Here is a 17,261-nt window from a genome sequence, read left to right as displayed (position 1 = left end):
TTGTTCTTTTACAAACCTATAAATTTTGTAATTATTCCCACTAATTCTATAACCGTTTTTTTAGTTCGTCTCCTAATTTTACATATCACCTCACGAAGACACACTAAAAAAATATATAAAATGGAAAATACTCTCATAAACACCAACCTTTCTCTTAGAGATTCTGATTTTGATCTTCAGCAATTAAATACCGATAAATATATTGAAACTGATAAAAACGTAAAGCTATACGTTAAAGATTACGGAAAGGGAAAACCAGTAATTTTGATTCATGGCTGGCCGCTTTCGAACGAAATGTGGGAATATCAAATTGATTTTCTGGTTCAGAATAATTATCGTGTAATTGCTTATGATCGCCGCGGATTTGGTAAATCGTCACAACCTTATGAAGGATATGATTATGATACTTTGACAGATGATTTAAAAGAAATTATTGAGCAGCTTCAATTAGAAAATGTAACTCTGGTTGGATTCTCAATGGGCGGTGGCGAAGTTGTACGTTACTTTAGCCGTTATGGCGGAAAAGGCGTTACAAAAGCAGCGTTAATTTCTTCTATAGTTCCATTTTTATTAAAAACTGATGATAACCCTGAAGGTCGTCCAAAAGAGAAAAGTGAAGCAACAGCCGTGTCTATAAATGAAGACCGAATTGGCTTTTTGGATAATTTTGGCAAAATATTCTTTGGCGTCAATATTATCAATAAACCTTTAAGTACGCCCTTGTTAGAACATTACCGAAATTTATGTGCAGTAGCATCGCCAAGAGCAACATTGCAATGTGCAGAATCTTTAAACTATACCGACTTTAGAGACGAGCTTCAAACGATCAAAGTTCCAACATTAATAATTCACGGAACAGATGATAAAAATGTCCCTATTGAAGTTAGTTCAGAAAAAACAGCCAAAGCAATAAAAAACAATACTTTCATTGTTTACGAAGGCGCTCCACACGGTTTGTTCTATACTGAAAAAGACAAATTAAATAAAGACTTACTTGAATTTTTGAATTCGTAAAATAATATAGCCCACAGATTTACGGATTTTAAAAATTATTAAAATCCGTAAAATCTGCGGCTAAAAATTCAGAACCAACATTTCTTCTCACACTCTTTCTTTTACAGAATATTAAAGTTATTTTTGAAGAACTTATTTCTGTAAAAATGGCACGTACACCTTCAAATATGATTCCGCTTGGAACGATTGCTCCGAGTTTTAAATTAAAAGATACCAATTCGAATAATGAATACTCGTATGAAGATTTGAAGGGATCAAAAGGTACGCTTGTAATTTTTATGTGCAATCATTGCCCATTTGTGCTTCATGTAATTAATGAAATCGTTATGATTGCCAATGATTATCGTGTTCAAGGACTTGGCGTAATTGCAATTTCCAGTAATGATGTAGAAAAATTTCCACAGGATTCTCCTGAATTAATGACGGAATTTACTTTTCAGAATAAAGTAGATTTTCCTTATTTATATGATGAAAGTCAAGAAGTTGCCAAAGCCTATGAAGCTGCATGTACTCCGGATTTTTATTTATTTGACAATCAGGATCGCTTATTTTACCGCGGTCAACTAGATGATTCAAGACCTGGAAACGGAATTCCGTTAAGCGGAAGTGATTTACGAAATGCAATTGATTCTCTTATTTATAACCGAAATCTGAAAGGTCCTCAAAAACCAAGTATTGGTTGTAACATCAAATGGAAGTGAAAATTCTGATTTTTCCGAAAACTTTTCTTATATTTGCAAATCAACAAATTTTCTCATTGTGAGCACTATAAATATATTTACAGCAATAATCTTTTTGTTTTCTTTAAAAAGAAAACCGCTTACTGTTGCATTTATTTCACATAGTAAGGCCTTTATTAATTAGGCCTCCGTCTATTTCAATTTCTTCTTTCAGGCGGAGGATTTTTACCAAATTTTAATCATTTATTTTATTTGAAAGAGTAAATACTCTCTCGAATAATTTCGTGGTTTTTTCAATCAAAAATTTCCAAAAAACAGAGTCTTTTATTTCATTTCAATTGCAAAATGCGATTTGAAAAACAATTGTACTTGTTACCTGTAAAACATTAAAATTCAACACGTTTAAACAATAAATAATAATAATAATAATAATAATAATAATAATAATAATATATAATATACATAGTTATGAAACCAACACCCACTTTCTGTAAAACAGATTATCATTTCTTAAGGGAATTGATTGTAAAAAGTAAAAATTCGACAAATACAAAAGAAGCCAATCAGCTTTCGCAGGAATTAGACCGCGCAATAATTAGTAAAGAGGGCGAATTAGACAATTCGATCGTGAGAATCAATTCTTATGTCACTATTGAAGATGTAAAAGCTAAGAAACAAATGAAAATTCAGATCGTTTTACCTTCATTTGCTGATGTAAAAGAAAGTAAAATTTCAATTTTAGCGCCTTTAAGCGTTGCTATTATTGGATTTAAAGAAAATGACGAAGTTGATTGGGAATTGCCGGCTGGAATAAAAACTTTAAAAATAGTTGCTGTAAGCAATACTTCTGAAAGCATTTCTTAATTTTATAAACACCTCATTTGTGAAGGTGTTTTTTTATGTTCTATTTTAAACAAAAAACTATCCAATAAAATTAAATTTACTGAATAGTTTTATTGAATTTACTGAAACAACTTCTTATAATTGAGAAGTTATATAATTTGATATCGAAGCCATTTGCGTATCATCTAACTTCGCTTTCTTCTGCATTCTTACTAAAATTGGTTTCCAATCTTCCTGACTAAATTTCTTTGGGTCATACAACTTATGACATCTTGCACAACTATTCTCGTACAAGTTTTTTCCTTCTGCCAATTCAGGCGTTAATGCTGTAGGTTTTGCTGCCTCAGTTACCGCTGGAGTTGCTGGTGTAGCCGGAGCTGCTTTTTTAGTACCACACGAAACTACAAACAACACTACAGCTGCTAGGATTAAGATTTTTGTTTTCATCGTTTTACTTATTTTTTAAGTAAATATAAAAAAATCCCATATGCCGAAGCATATGGGATTACTATTTAAAACAATACTAAATTGTATCTAAATTTCTTATTTTACGTCCATTAATTCAACGTCAAAAATCAAAGTTGCGTTTGGTGGAATAACTCCTCCTGCACCTGAAGCTCCATAAGCTAAATCAGATGGAATTACAAAACGAGCTTTATCTCCAACTTGTAACAAAGCAATACCTTCGTCCCATCCTTCGATAACCTGACCTTGACCTAATCTAAATTCGATTGGTTTTTTACGTGGGTAAGAAGAATCAAAAACTTTTCCGTTTTCTAAAGATCCTTCGTAGTGAACTGCAACTGTTTTACCAGCTTCAGCTTTTTTACCGTCTCCTTTTTGGATCATTTTGTAACGTAAACCGCTATCAGTTTTATCAAAACCAGCAGCTAATTGCTCCATTTTTGCTTCAGATTCTGCTTTTAAAGCTGCATCTCTTTTTAGACGAGCACCTTTTAAAGCGATGAAAGCTTCAATAGCGTTGAATTTTTCAGCTTCTTCTCCAACTCTGATAATTTCTACATTGTCAAGAGAATCTCCTTGAGCTACAGCATCAACAACATCCTGACCTTCGATTACGTGACCAAAAACAGTATGTTTTCCGTCTAACCAAGAAGTTGGAACGTGAGTAATGTAAAATTGAGAACCATTACTTGCAGGTCCTGAATTTGCCATTGCTAAAACTCCCGGACGATCGTGTTTTAAACTTGGGTGAAATTCATCATCAAATTTATATCCAGGATCTCCAGTTCCAGTTCCTTTTGGACAACCACCTTGAATCATAAAATCAGGAATTACTCTATGAAATGTTAATCCATCATAGAATTTTTGTCCTTGAGGTTTTACTTTATTTTCCATATTTCCTTCTGCAAGAGCTACAAAATTCCCTACGGTTCCTGGTGTTAAATCATGTGTAAGTTTTACTAAAATCGAACCTTTACCAGTGTTGAATTTAGCGTATATTCCGTTTTCCATTGTTGTTATTTTTAATTTGATTGCAAATTTACAAATTAATTTTATATCAATTTGCGCTTTCTATTTTTTAGACTTTGATTTATAAGTAAGACCGTAAACTACAAATGAGAGTAATGACAGTCCAACACAGCCAATAGCAACAGCATGCCATCCGCCAAGTTTCCATAATAATAATCCATAAGCAGATCCGGCGGCAGTTCCTAAAAAGCTAAACGACATAAATACAGTATTTAGTCTGTTTCTGGCTTCGGGAAGCAATGAATAAACTCGGGTTTGATTTGAAATATGAACACCTTGAATTCCTATGTCAATAAATACAATTCCGATAGCGATTCCGATGACACTTTCTATTGAAAAATAAAAAATTATAAAACTAAGTAATATCAATAAACAACCGTAACCTACAGCGACTCTCGAACCTCCTTTATCTCCTAATCTTCCCACTAAAGGCGCTGCTAAAGCTCCTGAAGCTCCTACAATCCCAAATAAACCAATTGTAGCACTATTAAAATGAAAAGGCGCTCCTGAAAGTAATAAAACCATTGTCGTCCAAAAAGCTCCAAATTGTGCAAAACTAAACACATTAATAATTGTTGCTTCACGTAATACTGGTTGCGTTTTTATAAGTGTGAAAAGAGATTGAATCAACTGACCGTAAGTTCCTTGAAACTGAGGTTTATTAACTGGAAATTTATTTTGAATTACAAAAAAGATCAACAAACAAATTCCGGCGGCGATATAAAACATCGATCTCCAGCCCAAAACCTGCCCAATGAATCCGCTTAAGGTTCTTGAAAGTAAAATACCAACAAGTAAACCGCTCATAATGGTTCCAACTACTTTTCCTCGTTGTTCCGGCGCACTCAAAGAAGCTGCCAAAGGCAAAATAAGCTGCGGAACAATTGAAGTGATTCCGATTAATAAAGAAGCCATTTGTAACAGAAAAAAACTTTTTGCCGTAGCAGCAAGAATTAGCGCAATTACAGAAGCAAAAGTGGTAATTAAAATTTGCTTTTTACGTTCTATTTTATCGCCCAGCGGAACCATAAAAAACAAACCAATCGCATAACCGGCTTGCGTTAGATACGTGATTGTACCCGCGCTGGCTTCTGGAATTTTAAATTCGTTGGCAATTAAAACAATTAAAGGTTGGCAGTAATACAGATTTGCAACTATAAGTCCAGTGCAAGCTGCCATAAATAAGACATTCGTTTTGGATAAATTCATTTTGCAAAAATACCAATCTAATTTTTACCAAAACTTTAAAAAATCTATAAATTTTTCAAATCCGGAATCCAATTAGATCTTTTTCTTAAGGATTATCTTGATTTCTAAAACCTTACGACTGTATAAAATCCGTGTGAATCTGCGTCATCTGTGTTCTAAAAATTGATACCGATTAAACAGATGTTTACTGATTTTCTTTATTCAATTCTATTTTAAAAAATCTTCTCTTGCAGGACTAAAAACATCTGTAAGCATACCGCTTTCTAAACAAACAACGCCATGAATCGCGTGAGGCGGAATATAAAAACTATCGCCTTCTTTTAATGTTTGTGTAACGCCCGAAATCGTAACGTCAAATTTTCCGCTGGAAATATAAGTTACCTGAGAATGATAATGTTCGTGTAAGACGCCAATTCCGCCTTTTTCAAAATGAACATTCACCAACATTACTTTATCATCAAAAGCCAGAATTTTGCGTTTGATTCCTTCTCCAACTATTTCCCACTCTATTTCATCTCCTTTTATAAATTCTTTGCTTGTCCCGAAACTTTGCATATCTTTTTTTAATTGAATTTGTACAATATTTTTTTAGCTGATTTAATTCTAAAGCAAATTTTTAGATATAAAATCACAACTTGTTTTAATCGAATCAAAAGGATTTGGATTATAATTATTCTCTTGTTCTACAAAAAAATGTTTCATTCCGGATTGTTTTGCTTCTCTAAAAATAGTTTTAAAATCAATTGAACCCGAACCAATTTCTGTATTCAAAGCCGAATTTAATTTATCCATATCTTTTACATGCCACATTTTAAAACGTCCTGAATTTTCTTTAAACAATTGAATTGGATCATTTCCTGAGCGAACAACCCAATATAAATCTAACTCAAAATGAACCAAATCTTTATCTGTTTCCTTCAATAAAATTTCATATCCGGTAATTCCGTCGTGTTTTTGAAATTCGAAATCATGATTATGATACGCCAACTTTAAACCAGCTTTCTGACACATTTTAGCAGCTTCGTTCAATCGCGTTGCAATAACTTTATAATCCTCAATATTTTTTCTAAGCGGTTCATCAACCCACGGAATTGTTAGATATTCACTTTTCAAAATCGCAGCAGCTTCAATTGCTGCTTTCAATTCTGTTATATCTCCATCAGCTAAAAAGCTTCCCAAGTTATAATGTCCGCTTACAGCTTTAAGTCCGTTTTGGTCTAATATTTTCTTTAATTCAATTGGAGACAATCCCCAAAATTGATCTTTAATAGAAAAACCATACGTTTCAACAGTTGTAAATCCTGCTTCTGCCACTTTTGCTAAAGTCGATTTCACATCTTTCGGAAGTTCATCTCTTAAAGTATACAATTGTAAACCTATTTCTTTTTTATCCATAGTAAATGCTAATGATGGCAAGGCTAAAACTGCCGTTGCAGCCAAACTGGTATTGATTAAAAAGTTTCTTCTTGTGATCATATTTTATTTTAAAACGAGAGAATTAATTGCTTCAAATTGAAATACTAAAATTGATTTTCGAAATTAGAAATAAACTTTTGAAGCGCAATATTAGTTTCGCCATTTATAATTTCCCCTTCTTCATTAATTTTTCCGCGAACGCCTTGTATTAAAAGCTGTGTATTTTCTTCGAATTTAGCTTCGAGCGTTTTCATTATTAAAATTAACTGTTCATGTGCAATTTCTCCCGAAGCAGAAGCGGTTATTAATCCTATCTTTTTATTCGAAAAAATAGTCGTTGAAACGCACCATTCTAAAGCATTTTTCAAACTTCCGGGTAAACTGAAAACATATTCCGGTGTACAAATAATAACTCCGTCAGCCACGATAATTTTATTTCTAAAAACCTCAACTTGTTTTGGCGGATTCTCTGTATCTAAATCCGGATTAAAATGAGGAATTTCAGCCAAATCTTCGAAAATTTCAACTTCAAATTCCGTTTTTATATGTTCTGAAATATATTTTAGAATTTTATAATTGCTCGAATTTTTTCTCGTACTGCCAGTTATAGCCAGAATTTTTATTTTTCCCATTTCCGTTTATTGAATCACTTTAATGTCTTTCTTCATCAATTCAGATTCATCATTTAAGCCATTCTTTTTAAAATATTTTTCTAAATCCGTTAATCTCTTTTTATTATCATATGAAATACAGGAATTCAATTTTCTTTGGCAAACAGAACATAATCTTATCGAATGTCTGTCGGTTTCATCCATACTATTTGTGCCATTCATAACACAATTTGCATTCGTACAATGATGCAAACCAAACATATGTCCAATTTCGTGAGAACTTATTTTTAGCAATCGTGACAAACAGAGATTAAAATTTTCAGCTGTTAATTTCCCGTCCTGCAATCTGTAAATTGAACTCACGCCAACTTTATCACGATAAGAAGCCAAACCAAAAACATAATTCCATTCTGGTTTAGGATACAAATCCAGTTCTGAAAGTCCCATTAAAGCAATTCTGTTTACAGGTTCTTCTTCTTTTAAAATATCATTTAAAAGATAACCCGCCAATAACTGCTCATGATCATACATTATTCTTCTGGCAGAATTTGGAACTACATCATTAGAAATAGGTTCTAAAGTTTTTGTTTTTAATTGAAAGTAAATTTCTAAATATTCATTTGTAAGCTGAATTTGTTTCTTTTGCAAAGAAGTAAAATTCCCAATCGGTCTTATATAAATAATATTCGCGTCTTTTGTTGGAACGATATGATTGGACCTGAAATATTGCTCAAAAGTTTGTCCTTTGTCTTTGCGGGAATACAGCCAATCTCCATAAATTGGTTTCGGCAATTTAACGTCATTACTTTTGATTTGTTTAAAATATGGCGCTTCCTGAGGAGTTTCTTTTGGAATTTTTCTCGGAATTTCTTTTACTTTTTCTTTATTACAGGAACAAAATATTATAAAAATTAGAATAGCTATTTTCTTCATTTATTTTCTCAGTATGTCGTTTAAAAAATCAATTCTAAATTAATTCTTTAAAAATAAACTTTTCATCATAATCTATTTCAAATTTTTCCAGAAAGTCAATATATTCTTCTCTAAAAGTTTTCTTTTTATGATGTGCTTCCTGATTCTCAATATAATTAGCTACTGCATTTAACTGGGATCTGCTATATGAAAACGCTCCATATCCTTCTTGCCATTCAAAATGAATTTTTAAAAACTTATTTGTATTAATCCATTTTGAAGAATCTTGTTTGATATTTTTCATCAAATCAGAAATTGATTGTGCAGGTCTTATTCCAATTAAAACATGAACATGATCTGAAACCCCATTTATCGCTAAGAGTTTATGATTATTATTTTTAATAATTCCTGCAATGTATTTATAAAGCTCTTCTTTCCAATCATTATGAATTATAGCTTGCCTAAATTTTACGGCAAAAACAAAATGAATGTGTATTTGGGTATATGTATTTGCCATAATGTGTAGTCCCTAACGGGACAATTTTGTGTGAAATATTATTTTTTTTCTACCAACATTTAGTTCCTAGCGGAACATTTTAAATCTATACAATTATTTTATTTTTTTGTAATAAATAATTATTGCTAAGATATTTATTTTATAGGAATAAAATTACAAATATGTTTTTTATTCCATTTAGAAATTAAGCATTGAAAAAAAATGTCCTTGTTTAACAGGAATAAAAATTCACGTTTTATCAAAAAAAACAGAAGATGTTCCGCTAGGAACTAAATGTTGGTAAAAACACAATATTCAGCAAGAACATTTTGTCCCGTAGGGACTACACTATTTATAACAAAACCCTACTTCTCGCCTTCATCTTGAAAATTATCGAAATACGTAAAATCCTTGGTAATTAATCCATTATCAATTGTGAAAATAGTACAAATAGGCAATTCCAATTTTGAATTATCCGGCGCGGTTCCTGTCGAAATAAACTCCACAATAATATGATTTTCTCCCGATGGATAAATTTGGATAATCTTATCATGCAAATCAGGGAAAATTTTATTCAATTCGGCATATTTATCTTCCGTTTGTTTGCGCGATTGTTTTACAATTCCAGGTCCTAAAGAAGGATCTTTGAAATCTGCCGTTTCAACATACATTTCCGACATCTTTTTCCAATCATGATTATTAAAATAATCAAAGTATTGTTTTATCAATTTCTCATTTCGATTAGTACCTATCATTTTCGACTGATTTTGGTTGTTACAGGAAATAAACACAAAAACTGAAACAACGATTATTAATGTTTTTCTCATCTTCTTTTAGTTTTAAATTATTCTAAAAACAATTTAAATATACTAAAATTCGCAACAACAAAAACCTCATTAAACTGATTTAAAACAAATTACATAAAACAAATTAAATTCTAAAGATTCTTAGAAAGAGATTATTTCAATTTTAAAATCTTAAAATTCTCAAATATTAACTTTGTATCTTTGCCGCTTAGAACTATTTGAAGAAAAAAAATGCGAATTGATATTATAACGATTTTGCCGGAATTATTAAAAAGTCCGTTTGAGGCTTCGATCATGAAACGCGCCATAGACAAAGGTCTGGTTGAAGTTCATTTTCATAATTTACGTGATTATACTACGAACAAACAAAAAAGTGTCGACGATTATCCTTTTGGCGGAGGCGCCGGAATGGTTATGACCGTTCAGCCAATTGACGCTTGTATCACACATTTGAAAAGCGAACGTGAATACGACGAGATCATTTATATGTCGCCGGACGGAGAAACTTTGAACCAAAAAATGGCGAATACAATGTCGATGTATGAAAACATTATCATTTTATGCGGACATTATAAAGGTGTAGATCAGCGTGTTCGTGATCATTTTATTACCAAAGAAATTTCGATTGGTGATTACGTTTTATCTGGCGGAGAATTAGGCGCTTTGGTTTTATCAGACGCTTTAATTAGGTTAATTCCTGGTGTTTTAAGTGATGAAACTTCAGCATTAACAGATAGTTTTCAGGATAATTTACTTTCAGGACCTATATATACAAGACCTGCAGATTATAAAGGATGGAAAGTTCCTGAGGTTTTAACGAGCGGTCATTTTGCTAAAATCGACAAATGGCGTGAGGATATGGCATTTGAACATACAAAAAACAGAAGGCCGGATTTGCTTGAAGGACATTAGAAAAGTTTTCAGTCTCCGTTTTCAGTCTAAACGTGCTGAAAAAAAAGACTGCAAACTGCGACTGAATACTAGATAAAATAATGAGTGATTTTAATCTAAAACGTATCTACAATACACGGAATTTTATTGAGATGAATTACAATCAAATCATCTCAATAAGTTCTCTTGAAGATATTTCCAGTTACTCTTATCGAAATTTGCAGCGTGTTTTTTATTCTCTATTTAAGGAAACAATTGGCGCTTATCAAACCCGATTGAAAATAGAAAACGGCTATAAAAAACTTTTATATTCGAATGCGCCAATTTCAGATATTGCGCTTGAAGTAGGATTTGCCGATGTGCAGTCTTTTTCGAAAACTTTCAAAAAACATTTCAATTGTTCGCCTTCTGTTGCGCGAAATCAAAAAGAACTTTTACTAAACGACGTTCCTCCGCAACAAACCATTTCTCCTGTTTTAGAACCTGAAATTCTTTTTATTCCCGAAAAAACAATTTATTATTCCAGTTGTAAAACTTCTTATATCAATCCGGAAATAGAAACTCTTTGGGATACTTTATTACAAAATGAATTTTCGGAACCCATCACAGATTTCTTCGGCATTATAACAGATGATATTGTGATTACCGAAAAAACTAAATGCACTTACGAAGCTTGTATTGTTACCGAAACTATCACTAAAAACCTTCCTGTAAAAAAGATTTTTGGAGGTCGATATGCTCGTTTTTTTCATCATGGATGTTACGAAACCTTAGAAGATACATATCAGCAAATCTTTGGAAAATGGTTTTTAAACAACAATGTCGAATTCTCTCATTTAGCTGTAATCGAACATTATATTACAAACAACGGAAATTGCGATACTCCATCAGATTATCTTACGGCGATTTTTATTCCTCTTCTTTAACTTGTCCATTTTGGACAACTGCGCAATTACGCTTTAGAAATACATTTGTACTGTCAAAATACCGGTATCAAATGACACTAAACATTTAATTAACAACAACTAAGATGAATAAATTATTTCTAACCCTACTATTATTGCCGCTATTCCCTTCTTGTCAGCAAGACGAAGCAATGGCAAAACCGGATGAATCAAAAAATACCGAAATTATGTATACAATGCCCGAAGAATCGGCACCACATGAAGGAACCTGGCTCCAATGGCCACATCAATATCAATACGGAATTGACTATCGAAATGATTTAGATGCAACGTGGATTTCCATGACGAAATCATTGGCAACAAGCGAAAAAGTGCATATAATTGCCTACGATGTTACTGAAAAAAGCAGAATTACTGAGTTATTAAAAAATGCAAAGATTTCTTTGTCAGCTATAGAATTTAAAATTTTTAAAACCGATGATGTTTGGATCAGAGATAATGGTCCTATTTATGTAAAAGACAAAAACAATCAATTGGTAATTCAGGATTGGGGATTTAATGGTTGGGGCAAAAAAGCAGCTTTCAAAAATTGCAATACAATTCCGTCGCAAATTGCAAAAGATCAAAAAACGACAGTTATAGATTTAAATAACGTAATGATTAATGAAGGCGGAGCGGTAGAAATAGACGGAAACGGAACTTTATTAGCCACCAAAAGCGCGATACTAAATTCGAATCGTAATCCCGGAATGACGCAGCAACAAGCCGAAGCAAATTTTAGAAAGTATTTAGGAATAACGCATTTTATTTGGCTTGACGGAAAAGCAGGAAGAGAAATTACAGACATGCACATTGATGGTTTTGCACGTTTTGGCAACACAAACACAATCGTAACCATGAATGAAAACGATTTGTTGTATTGGGAAGTTCCTGAAAACGATATTGATACACTTTATAATGCAAAAGACATAAATGGCAAAAACTATACTTTTGTAAAACTGCCATTATCTAAGAATGATGTTGTAACAACTTATGGCAAAAAACTAGGATACAAAGGCTCTTATGTAAACTATTATATTGGAAACACGGTTGTTTTAGTTCCTAATTACAATGATCCAAATGATGCTGTTGCAAACCAATTGATTCAGAATTTATATCCTTCCAGAAAAGTAATTGGAATCGATGTTCGCAATTTATATGCAAATGGAGGAATGATTCATTGCGTTACGCAACAGCAACCAAAGTAAAAGTTTTGTTTCAGGTTTCAAGTTTGTTTTGTTTCAGGTTTCCTGCATTGCGCAATCCAAACTTGAAACCTGAAACAAAAAAACACCTTAACAGCCATTTTATCAACAACTTAAAATAATTTACAATTAACAATTTATAATTCATAATTATTTTCTACATTTGCACCCGAATTAGACTAACCTCTGGCGAGATCCGTGAATGTTGCTCTATATAAAAACCATAATTATAAGATATCATGGCAGATTTAATGAAATTCGTTCAAACCGAATTAGTTGCTAAAAAAGATTTCCCTGTTTTTGGAGCTGGAGATACTATCACAGTTTTCTACGAAATTAAAGAGGGTGAAAAAACAAGAACTCAGTTTTTCAAAGGAGTTGTTATTCAAAGAAGAGGTTCTGGTAACACAGAAACTTTTACTATCCGTAAAATGTCAGGTGCAATTGGAGTTGAGCGTATCTTCCCAGTAAACTTACCAGCTTTACAGAAAATTGAAATCAACAAAAAAGGAGCTGTACGTAGAGCTAGAATTTTCTACTTCAGAGAACTTACTGGTAAAAAAGCTAAGATTAAAGATAAAAGAAGATAATCATTTATCTCTTTGTTATAAAAAAGCTCGTTTCATTTATTTGAAACGAGCTTTTTTTATGCCTGATTTTTAAAATTTTCAGGAGCTAATCCCGCTATTTGTTTCAATCTTTTGTGCCGAACCCCGGCACAAAAGGATTTCCTCTTCTATCGGGGCTAAGGCAATCATTTTCATAAAAAATATTTCGTTTAAGTTTTGGCTTTCTTGCTCTGTCAAATAGAACTGTGGATACCTTTGTCAAAGTTTAAAAATTTGACAAAGGTTTACGTTATCTAATATTCGCAATCTTGTCAAAAACAATTTGTTCCATCGGAACATCTCATCGGTAGAAAAAAAAATAGATCGTGAAAAATATCGTCCTGTAAGACGTTTGACAAATTGCGTATATAATCTGTATGTGTTTTTAATGTCATTATTTATAAAATCAAACGTTCCTACCGACGAGATGTTCCGATGGAACAAAAAAACATAAAAACGGGTATCTTAAATAATGAAATTGATTTATTTTCTAATAAACAAACAACCTGATAAGATATTGTCTACAACAATTTGTTCCATCGGAACATCTCATCGGTAGAAAAAAAAATAGATCGTGAAAAATATCGTCCTGTAAGGACGTTTGACAAATTGCGTATATAATCTGTATGTGTTTTTGATGTCATTATTTATAAAACCAAACGTTTCTACCGATGAGATGTTCCGATGGAACAAAAAAGTGTAAAACTGGTGTCTTAAATAATGAAATTGATTTATTTTCTAATAAACAAAAATGTTCTTGTTCTACCGTTTGCGTGAGGGATAGAAGTGGTAAGCCCACAGCCTGACGAAGGAAGTGCGAGGACTTGTAGCGGATAGCCCGACCCGCCTTTTTCGGCGGGGCACGCCCAAAATAAAAAAACCGATACTCATAAAGCATCGGTTTGTATTTAATGAACAATTGGTTTTCTATTTTTTTAATAGTTTTTCCAAATATTCGATTTTGTCTTTTTCAGCTTGTAATAAACGTTCGTAAAGCTTTTCTTTTTCCTGAAAAGTTTCAATTAATTTATCTAAAGGATTGAAAGTACAATTATTATTATGTCCCAAATGACCGTTATTGATACTATTATCGTGGAAAGTATTAAAATAGCTAATCATATTTTCTTCTGAAAAATTTTTAATTGCTTCTACACTTACTCCCAAAGCTTTTGCAATATCTGCCAATTTTTCTTCTTCTACAGTTTCACTGTTTTCAATAGCCGAAATAGTTTGCTGGCTAATGCCTAAAGCCTGCGCCAAAGCTTCTTGCTTCATATCTCGAAGTTCACGAATACGGCTAATTTTTCGCCCTATATGATTTGGTTTTGTAAGTGTGCTCATAATTCAAAGATAATGATTAAGGGGAATACTAAACAACAAGTAAAAAACATATTAAACAATGTATCTTACATTTGTTATATGTCTCTTGCATTTTAGTCAAAAATACAATTTTTCATACAAAAAGAAGCGAAACCAAAATGATTTTATAGAACTGTAGTATTTCCGTTTTTCGAAATGTTCTGCTTTTACTTATGATTCATCAAAACTGTAATTTTTTAATACCAAAATCACCAATTTAGCAATTAAATGAGTCCGAAATAACAATCTGATAATTTCAGCATTTCTCGGGAAAACTATACCGTTTTCGGACTGTTTTTATTATATTTGCTCCGCTCATTTTGAGCCGACTATACCTTTACATCGCTTAATCTCGGCGATACGATTATAAAAAAAAAAAAAAATGACACAGAATTCAAAAATCTATTACACCTTAACTGATGAGGCGCCATTGTTAGCGACTTATTCTTTTTTACCTATTGTTCAAGCATTTACTGCTACGGCTGGTATTGCTATTGAAACTAGAGACATCTCTTTAGCAGGTAGAATTTTATCGAATTTTCCTGAGTTTTTAACTGATGATCAAAAAACCGGAGATGCTTTGGCTGAACTTGGTCAATTAGCGACACAACCTGAAGCTAATATCATCAAATTACCAAACATTTCAGCATCTGTACCGCAATTAAAAGCAGCTATTGCTGAATTACAATCTCACGGGTACAAAATTCCTAATTATCCGGAAGATCCTCAAAATGATGCCGAAAAAGATGCTAAAGCAAAATATGCTAAAGTTTTAGGTTCTGCAGTAAATCCTGTTTTACGTGAAGGAAACTCTGATCGTAGAGCGCCAAGAGCGGTTAAGAATTTTGCAAAAGCAAATCCGCACTCAATGGGCGCTTGGTCTGCTGACTCAAAAACTAAAGTTGCTTCTATGCCAAACGGTGATTTCTACGGAAGTGAAAAATCGCTTACTGTTGCTGAAGCTAATGATGTAAAAATCGAATTTGTTGCAAAAGACGGTACAACTACTGTTCTTAAAGCAAGTACTCCGCTTAAAGCTGGTGAAATAATTGATAGTTCTGTTTTGAACTTACACGCTTTAAAAACTTTTGTTGCAAGCGCAATTGCTGAAGCAAAAAAAGAAGGTGTTTTACTTTCTGTGCATTTAAAAGCTACAATGATGAAGGTTTCAGATCCAATTATCTTTGGCGCTATCGTTGAAGTTTATTTTGCTGATCTTTTCAAAAAATATGAAACTTTATTTGCTGAATTAAATATTGATACAAGAAACGGTTTAGGTGATATCTATGCAAAAATTGCCGGAAGACCTGAACAAGCTGAAGTTGAAGCTGATATTACAAAAGCTATCGAAAACGGACCAGCTCTTGCAATGGTAAATTCTGATAAAGGAATTACAAACTTACACGTTCCGTCTGACGTTATTGTTGATGCTTCTATGCCGGCAATGATTCGTACTTCTGGACAGATGTATAATAAAGAAGGAAAACAACAAGATACGCTTGCTGTAATTCCGGATCGTTCTTATGCTGGAGTTTATACTGCAACAATCGATTTCTGTAAAAAACACGGTGCTTTTGATCCAAAAACAATGGGAAGTGTTCCTAACGTAGGTTTAATGGCTCAAAAAGCTGAAGAATACGGATCTCACGATAAAACTTTCCAAATGAAAGCTGACGGAGTTGTTCGTGTTGTAGATAATAAAGGAACTGTTTTAATGGAGCAAAACGTTGAAGCAAATGACATTTTCAGAATGTGTCAGGCTAAAGATGCTCCAATTCAGGACTGGGTTAAACTTGCTGTAAACAGAGCTCGTTTGTCTGATACTCCTGCTGTTTTCTGGTTAGATGAAAACAGAGCGCATGATAGAGAATTGATCGCAAAAGTTCAAAAATACCTGAAAGATTACAATACTGTAAACTTAGATATTCGTATTCTTAACCCAATTGCTGCTACAGAATTTACTTTGGACAGAATCATCAAAGGTTTAGACACTATCTCTGTAACTGGAAACGTTTTACGTGATTATTTAACTGACTTATTCCCAATTTTAGAATTAGGAACTTCGGCTAAAATGTTATCTATCGTTCCGTTAATGAATGGTGGTGGATTGTTCGAAACTGGTGCTGGAGGATCTGCTCCAAAACACGTTGAGCAATTTACTGAAGAAGGATATTTACGTTGGGATTCATTAGGAGAATTTTTAGCTCTTGGCGCTTCTTTAGAGCATTTAGGACAATCTTTAGACAATTCTAAAGCAATTGTTTTATCTGAAACTCTTGACGAAGCAAACGATAAATTCCTTGCAAACGATAAATCTCCAGCTCGTAAAGTTGGTCAAATTGATAACCGTGGTTCTCACTTTTACCTTGCTTTCTATTGGGCACAAGCTCTTGCAGCTCAAAATAAAGATACTGAATTGAAAGCGATCTTTACTCCAATTGCTGCTGAACTTGAAGCTAATGAAGCTAAAATCGATGCAGAATTAATTGGTGCACAAGGAAAACCTCAAACTCTTGGTGGTTACTACCAACCAACTCCTGAGTTAGTGAGCAAAGCAATGCGTCCAAGTGCAACTTTCAATGCAATTATCGCTGAAATAAAATAATCAATCCAAAAGACGCACTGCTGTGCGCCTCTACGATACATTATAAATATTAAAAAAGACAACTTTAAACGGTTGTCTTTTTTTGTTTAATATATTTGTAAAAACACAAAACGTCGTCGAAAAAATTTTGCTGTAAAAAATCAATTAAAGTGCTGATAATCTATCACA

The 17,261-nt window shown here is 32.8% G+C and carries 18 protein-coding genes; 8 read left to right on the top strand and 10 right to left on the bottom strand.

The window, feature by feature from the left end; translation table 11 throughout:
• Positions 1-120 precede the first annotated feature (120 nt).
• From WN975_RS00265 to WN975_RS00255, 3 genes are all read left to right on the top strand, one after another.
• Complete coding sequence (locus WN975_RS00265) at positions 121-1,014, top strand: alpha/beta hydrolase (protein WP_337964672.1); 894 nt, start codon at positions 121-123, stop codon at positions 1,012-1,014.
• 146 nt (positions 1,015-1,160) lie between these two features.
• Entirely contained in the window at positions 1,161-1,715 is a 555-nt protein-coding gene (locus WN975_RS00260; RefSeq protein WP_337964671.1) for a thioredoxin family protein, read from the top strand.
• Between the two features lie 447 nt (positions 1,716-2,162).
• A complete protein-coding gene (locus WN975_RS00255) occupies positions 2,163-2,558 on the top strand; it encodes a GreA/GreB family elongation factor (protein ID WP_337964670.1) in 396 nt (131 codons plus the stop codon).
• 114 nt (positions 2,559-2,672) lie between these two features.
• Here the strand turns inward: WN975_RS00255 and WN975_RS00250 are convergent, their stop codons facing one another.
• The 9 genes from WN975_RS00250 to WN975_RS00210 form a co-directional block, all read right to left on the bottom strand.
• Positions 2,673-2,984 (bottom strand): cytochrome c, encoded by a 312-nt coding sequence (locus tag WN975_RS00250; protein WP_337964669.1) that lies wholly within the window; start codon positions 2,982-2,984, stop codon positions 2,673-2,675.
• Positions 2,985-3,080: 96 nt separating this feature from the next.
• A complete protein-coding gene (locus WN975_RS00245) occupies positions 3,081-4,013 on the bottom strand; it encodes a peptidylprolyl isomerase (RefSeq protein ID WP_099711296.1) in 933 nt (310 codons plus the stop codon).
• Positions 4,014-4,073: 60 nt separating this feature from the next.
• Positions 4,074-5,210, bottom strand: coding sequence for an MFS transporter (locus WN975_RS00240; RefSeq protein WP_337964668.1), 1,137 nt, complete (start codon positions 5,208-5,210; stop codon positions 4,074-4,076).
• 237 nt (positions 5,211-5,447) lie between these two features.
• Complete coding sequence (locus WN975_RS00235) at positions 5,448-5,795, bottom strand: cupin domain-containing protein (protein WP_337964667.1); 348 nt, start codon at positions 5,793-5,795, stop codon at positions 5,448-5,450.
• A gap of 48 nt (positions 5,796-5,843) precedes the next feature.
• Positions 5,844-6,716 (bottom strand): sugar phosphate isomerase/epimerase, encoded by an 873-nt coding sequence (locus WN975_RS00230; protein ID WP_337964666.1) that lies wholly within the window; start codon positions 6,714-6,716, stop codon positions 5,844-5,846.
• 44 nt (positions 6,717-6,760) lie between these two features.
• Positions 6,761-7,288 (bottom strand): NAD(P)H-dependent oxidoreductase, encoded by a 528-nt coding sequence (locus WN975_RS00225; protein ID WP_337964665.1) that lies wholly within the window; start codon positions 7,286-7,288, stop codon positions 6,761-6,763.
• A 6-nt stretch (positions 7,289-7,294) separates the two neighbouring features.
• Entirely contained in the window at positions 7,295-8,200 is a 906-nt protein-coding gene (locus tag WN975_RS00220; protein ID WP_337964664.1) for a Zn-dependent protease, read from the bottom strand.
• Positions 8,201-8,234: 34 nt separating this feature from the next.
• Positions 8,235-8,696, bottom strand: a complete 462-nt coding sequence (tnpA, locus tag WN975_RS00215) for an IS200/IS605 family transposase (RefSeq protein ID WP_337964663.1) — start codon at positions 8,694-8,696, stop codon at positions 8,235-8,237.
• A 344-nt stretch (positions 8,697-9,040) separates the two neighbouring features.
• Positions 9,041-9,502, bottom strand: coding sequence for a nuclear transport factor 2 family protein (locus WN975_RS00210; protein ID WP_337964662.1), 462 nt, complete (start codon positions 9,500-9,502; stop codon positions 9,041-9,043).
• A 210-nt stretch (positions 9,503-9,712) separates the two neighbouring features.
• Between WN975_RS00210 and trmD the strand changes: the two genes are divergently transcribed.
• From trmD to rplS, 4 genes are all read left to right on the top strand, one after another.
• Positions 9,713-10,393, top strand: a complete 681-nt coding sequence (trmD, locus tag WN975_RS00205; protein WP_099711290.1) for a tRNA (guanosine(37)-N1)-methyltransferase TrmD — start codon at positions 9,713-9,715, stop codon at positions 10,391-10,393.
• Between the two features lie 80 nt (positions 10,394-10,473).
• The gene (locus WN975_RS00200) at positions 10,474-11,298 is read left to right on the top strand and encodes an AraC family transcriptional regulator (protein ID WP_337964661.1); all 825 of its coding nucleotides are present in this window, start codon (positions 10,474-10,476) and stop codon (positions 11,296-11,298) included.
• A gap of 104 nt (positions 11,299-11,402) precedes the next feature.
• A complete protein-coding gene (locus WN975_RS00195) occupies positions 11,403-12,524 on the top strand; it encodes an agmatine deiminase family protein (protein WP_337964660.1) in 1,122 nt (373 codons plus the stop codon).
• A gap of 236 nt (positions 12,525-12,760) precedes the next feature.
• A complete protein-coding gene (rplS, locus tag WN975_RS00190; RefSeq protein ID WP_007804248.1) occupies positions 12,761-13,111 on the top strand; it encodes a 50S ribosomal protein L19 in 351 nt (116 codons plus the stop codon).
• A gap of 945 nt (positions 13,112-14,056) precedes the next feature.
• Here the strand turns inward: rplS and WN975_RS00185 are convergent.
• The gene (locus WN975_RS00185; RefSeq protein ID WP_337964659.1) at positions 14,057-14,470 is read right to left on the bottom strand and encodes a helix-turn-helix transcriptional regulator; all 414 of its coding nucleotides are present in this window, start codon (positions 14,468-14,470) and stop codon (positions 14,057-14,059) included.
• Between the two features lie 400 nt (positions 14,471-14,870).
• Between WN975_RS00185 and WN975_RS00180 the strand changes: the two genes are divergently transcribed.
• Positions 14,871-17,093 (top strand): NADP-dependent isocitrate dehydrogenase, encoded by a 2,223-nt coding sequence (locus tag WN975_RS00180; protein WP_337964658.1) that lies wholly within the window; start codon positions 14,871-14,873, stop codon positions 17,091-17,093.
• The last annotated feature ends 168 nt before the right edge of the window (positions 17,094-17,261 follow it).

The organism is uncultured Flavobacterium sp. (assembly GCF_951805225.1).
In the GTDB taxonomy this organism is placed as follows: domain Bacteria; phylum Bacteroidota; class Bacteroidia; order Flavobacteriales; family Flavobacteriaceae; genus Flavobacterium.
This window is presented reverse-complemented; position numbering and strand designations above follow the sequence as displayed.

What these genes read in the sequence shown, in the direction of transcription:
- WN975_RS00260 (WP_337964671.1), top strand. Translation starts at nt 1,161, where the DNA reads ATGGCACGTACACCTTCAAATATGATTCCGCTTGGAACGATTGCTCCG.
- WN975_RS00240 (WP_337964668.1), bottom strand. Translation starts at nt 5,210, where the DNA reads ATGGCAGCTTGCACTGGACTTATAGTTGCAAATCTGTATTACTGCCAA.
- WN975_RS00200 (WP_337964661.1), top strand. Translation starts at nt 10,474, where the DNA reads ATGAGTGATTTTAATCTAAAACGTATCTACAATACACGGAATTTTATT.
- WN975_RS00180 (WP_337964658.1), top strand. Translation starts at nt 14,871, where the DNA reads ATGACACAGAATTCAAAAATCTATTACACCTTAACTGATGAGGCGCCA.
- trmD (WP_099711290.1), top strand. Translation starts at nt 9,713, where the DNA reads ATGCGAATTGATATTATAACGATTTTGCCGGAATTATTAAAAAGTCCG.
- WN975_RS00230 (WP_337964666.1), bottom strand. Translation starts at nt 6,716, where the DNA reads ATGATCACAAGAAGAAACTTTTTAATCAATACCAGTTTGGCTGCAACG.
- WN975_RS00250 (WP_337964669.1), bottom strand. Translation starts at nt 2,984, where the DNA reads ATGAAAACAAAAATCTTAATCCTAGCAGCTGTAGTGTTGTTTGTAGTT.
- WN975_RS00225 (WP_337964665.1), bottom strand. Translation starts at nt 7,288, where the DNA reads ATGGGAAAAATAAAAATTCTGGCTATAACTGGCAGTACGAGAAAAAAT.
- WN975_RS00195 (WP_337964660.1), top strand. Translation starts at nt 11,403, where the DNA reads ATGAATAAATTATTTCTAACCCTACTATTATTGCCGCTATTCCCTTCT.
- rplS (WP_007804248.1), top strand. Translation starts at nt 12,761, where the DNA reads ATGGCAGATTTAATGAAATTCGTTCAAACCGAATTAGTTGCTAAAAAA.
- WN975_RS00210 (WP_337964662.1), bottom strand. Translation starts at nt 9,502, where the DNA reads ATGAGAAAAACATTAATAATCGTTGTTTCAGTTTTTGTGTTTATTTCC.
- WN975_RS00255 (WP_337964670.1), top strand. Translation starts at nt 2,163, where the DNA reads ATGAAACCAACACCCACTTTCTGTAAAACAGATTATCATTTCTTAAGG.
- tnpA (WP_337964663.1), bottom strand. Translation starts at nt 8,696, where the DNA reads ATGGCAAATACATATACCCAAATACACATTCATTTTGTTTTTGCCGTA.
- WN975_RS00265 (WP_337964672.1), top strand. Translation starts at nt 121, where the DNA reads ATGGAAAATACTCTCATAAACACCAACCTTTCTCTTAGAGATTCTGAT.
- WN975_RS00245 (WP_099711296.1), bottom strand. Translation starts at nt 4,013, where the DNA reads ATGGAAAACGGAATATACGCTAAATTCAACACTGGTAAAGGTTCGATT.
- WN975_RS00185 (WP_337964659.1), bottom strand. Translation starts at nt 14,470, where the DNA reads ATGAGCACACTTACAAAACCAAATCATATAGGGCGAAAAATTAGCCGT.
- WN975_RS00220 (WP_337964664.1), bottom strand. Translation starts at nt 8,200, where the DNA reads ATGAAGAAAATAGCTATTCTAATTTTTATAATATTTTGTTCCTGTAAT.
- WN975_RS00235 (WP_337964667.1), bottom strand. Translation starts at nt 5,795, where the DNA reads ATGCAAAGTTTCGGGACAAGCAAAGAATTTATAAAAGGAGATGAAATA.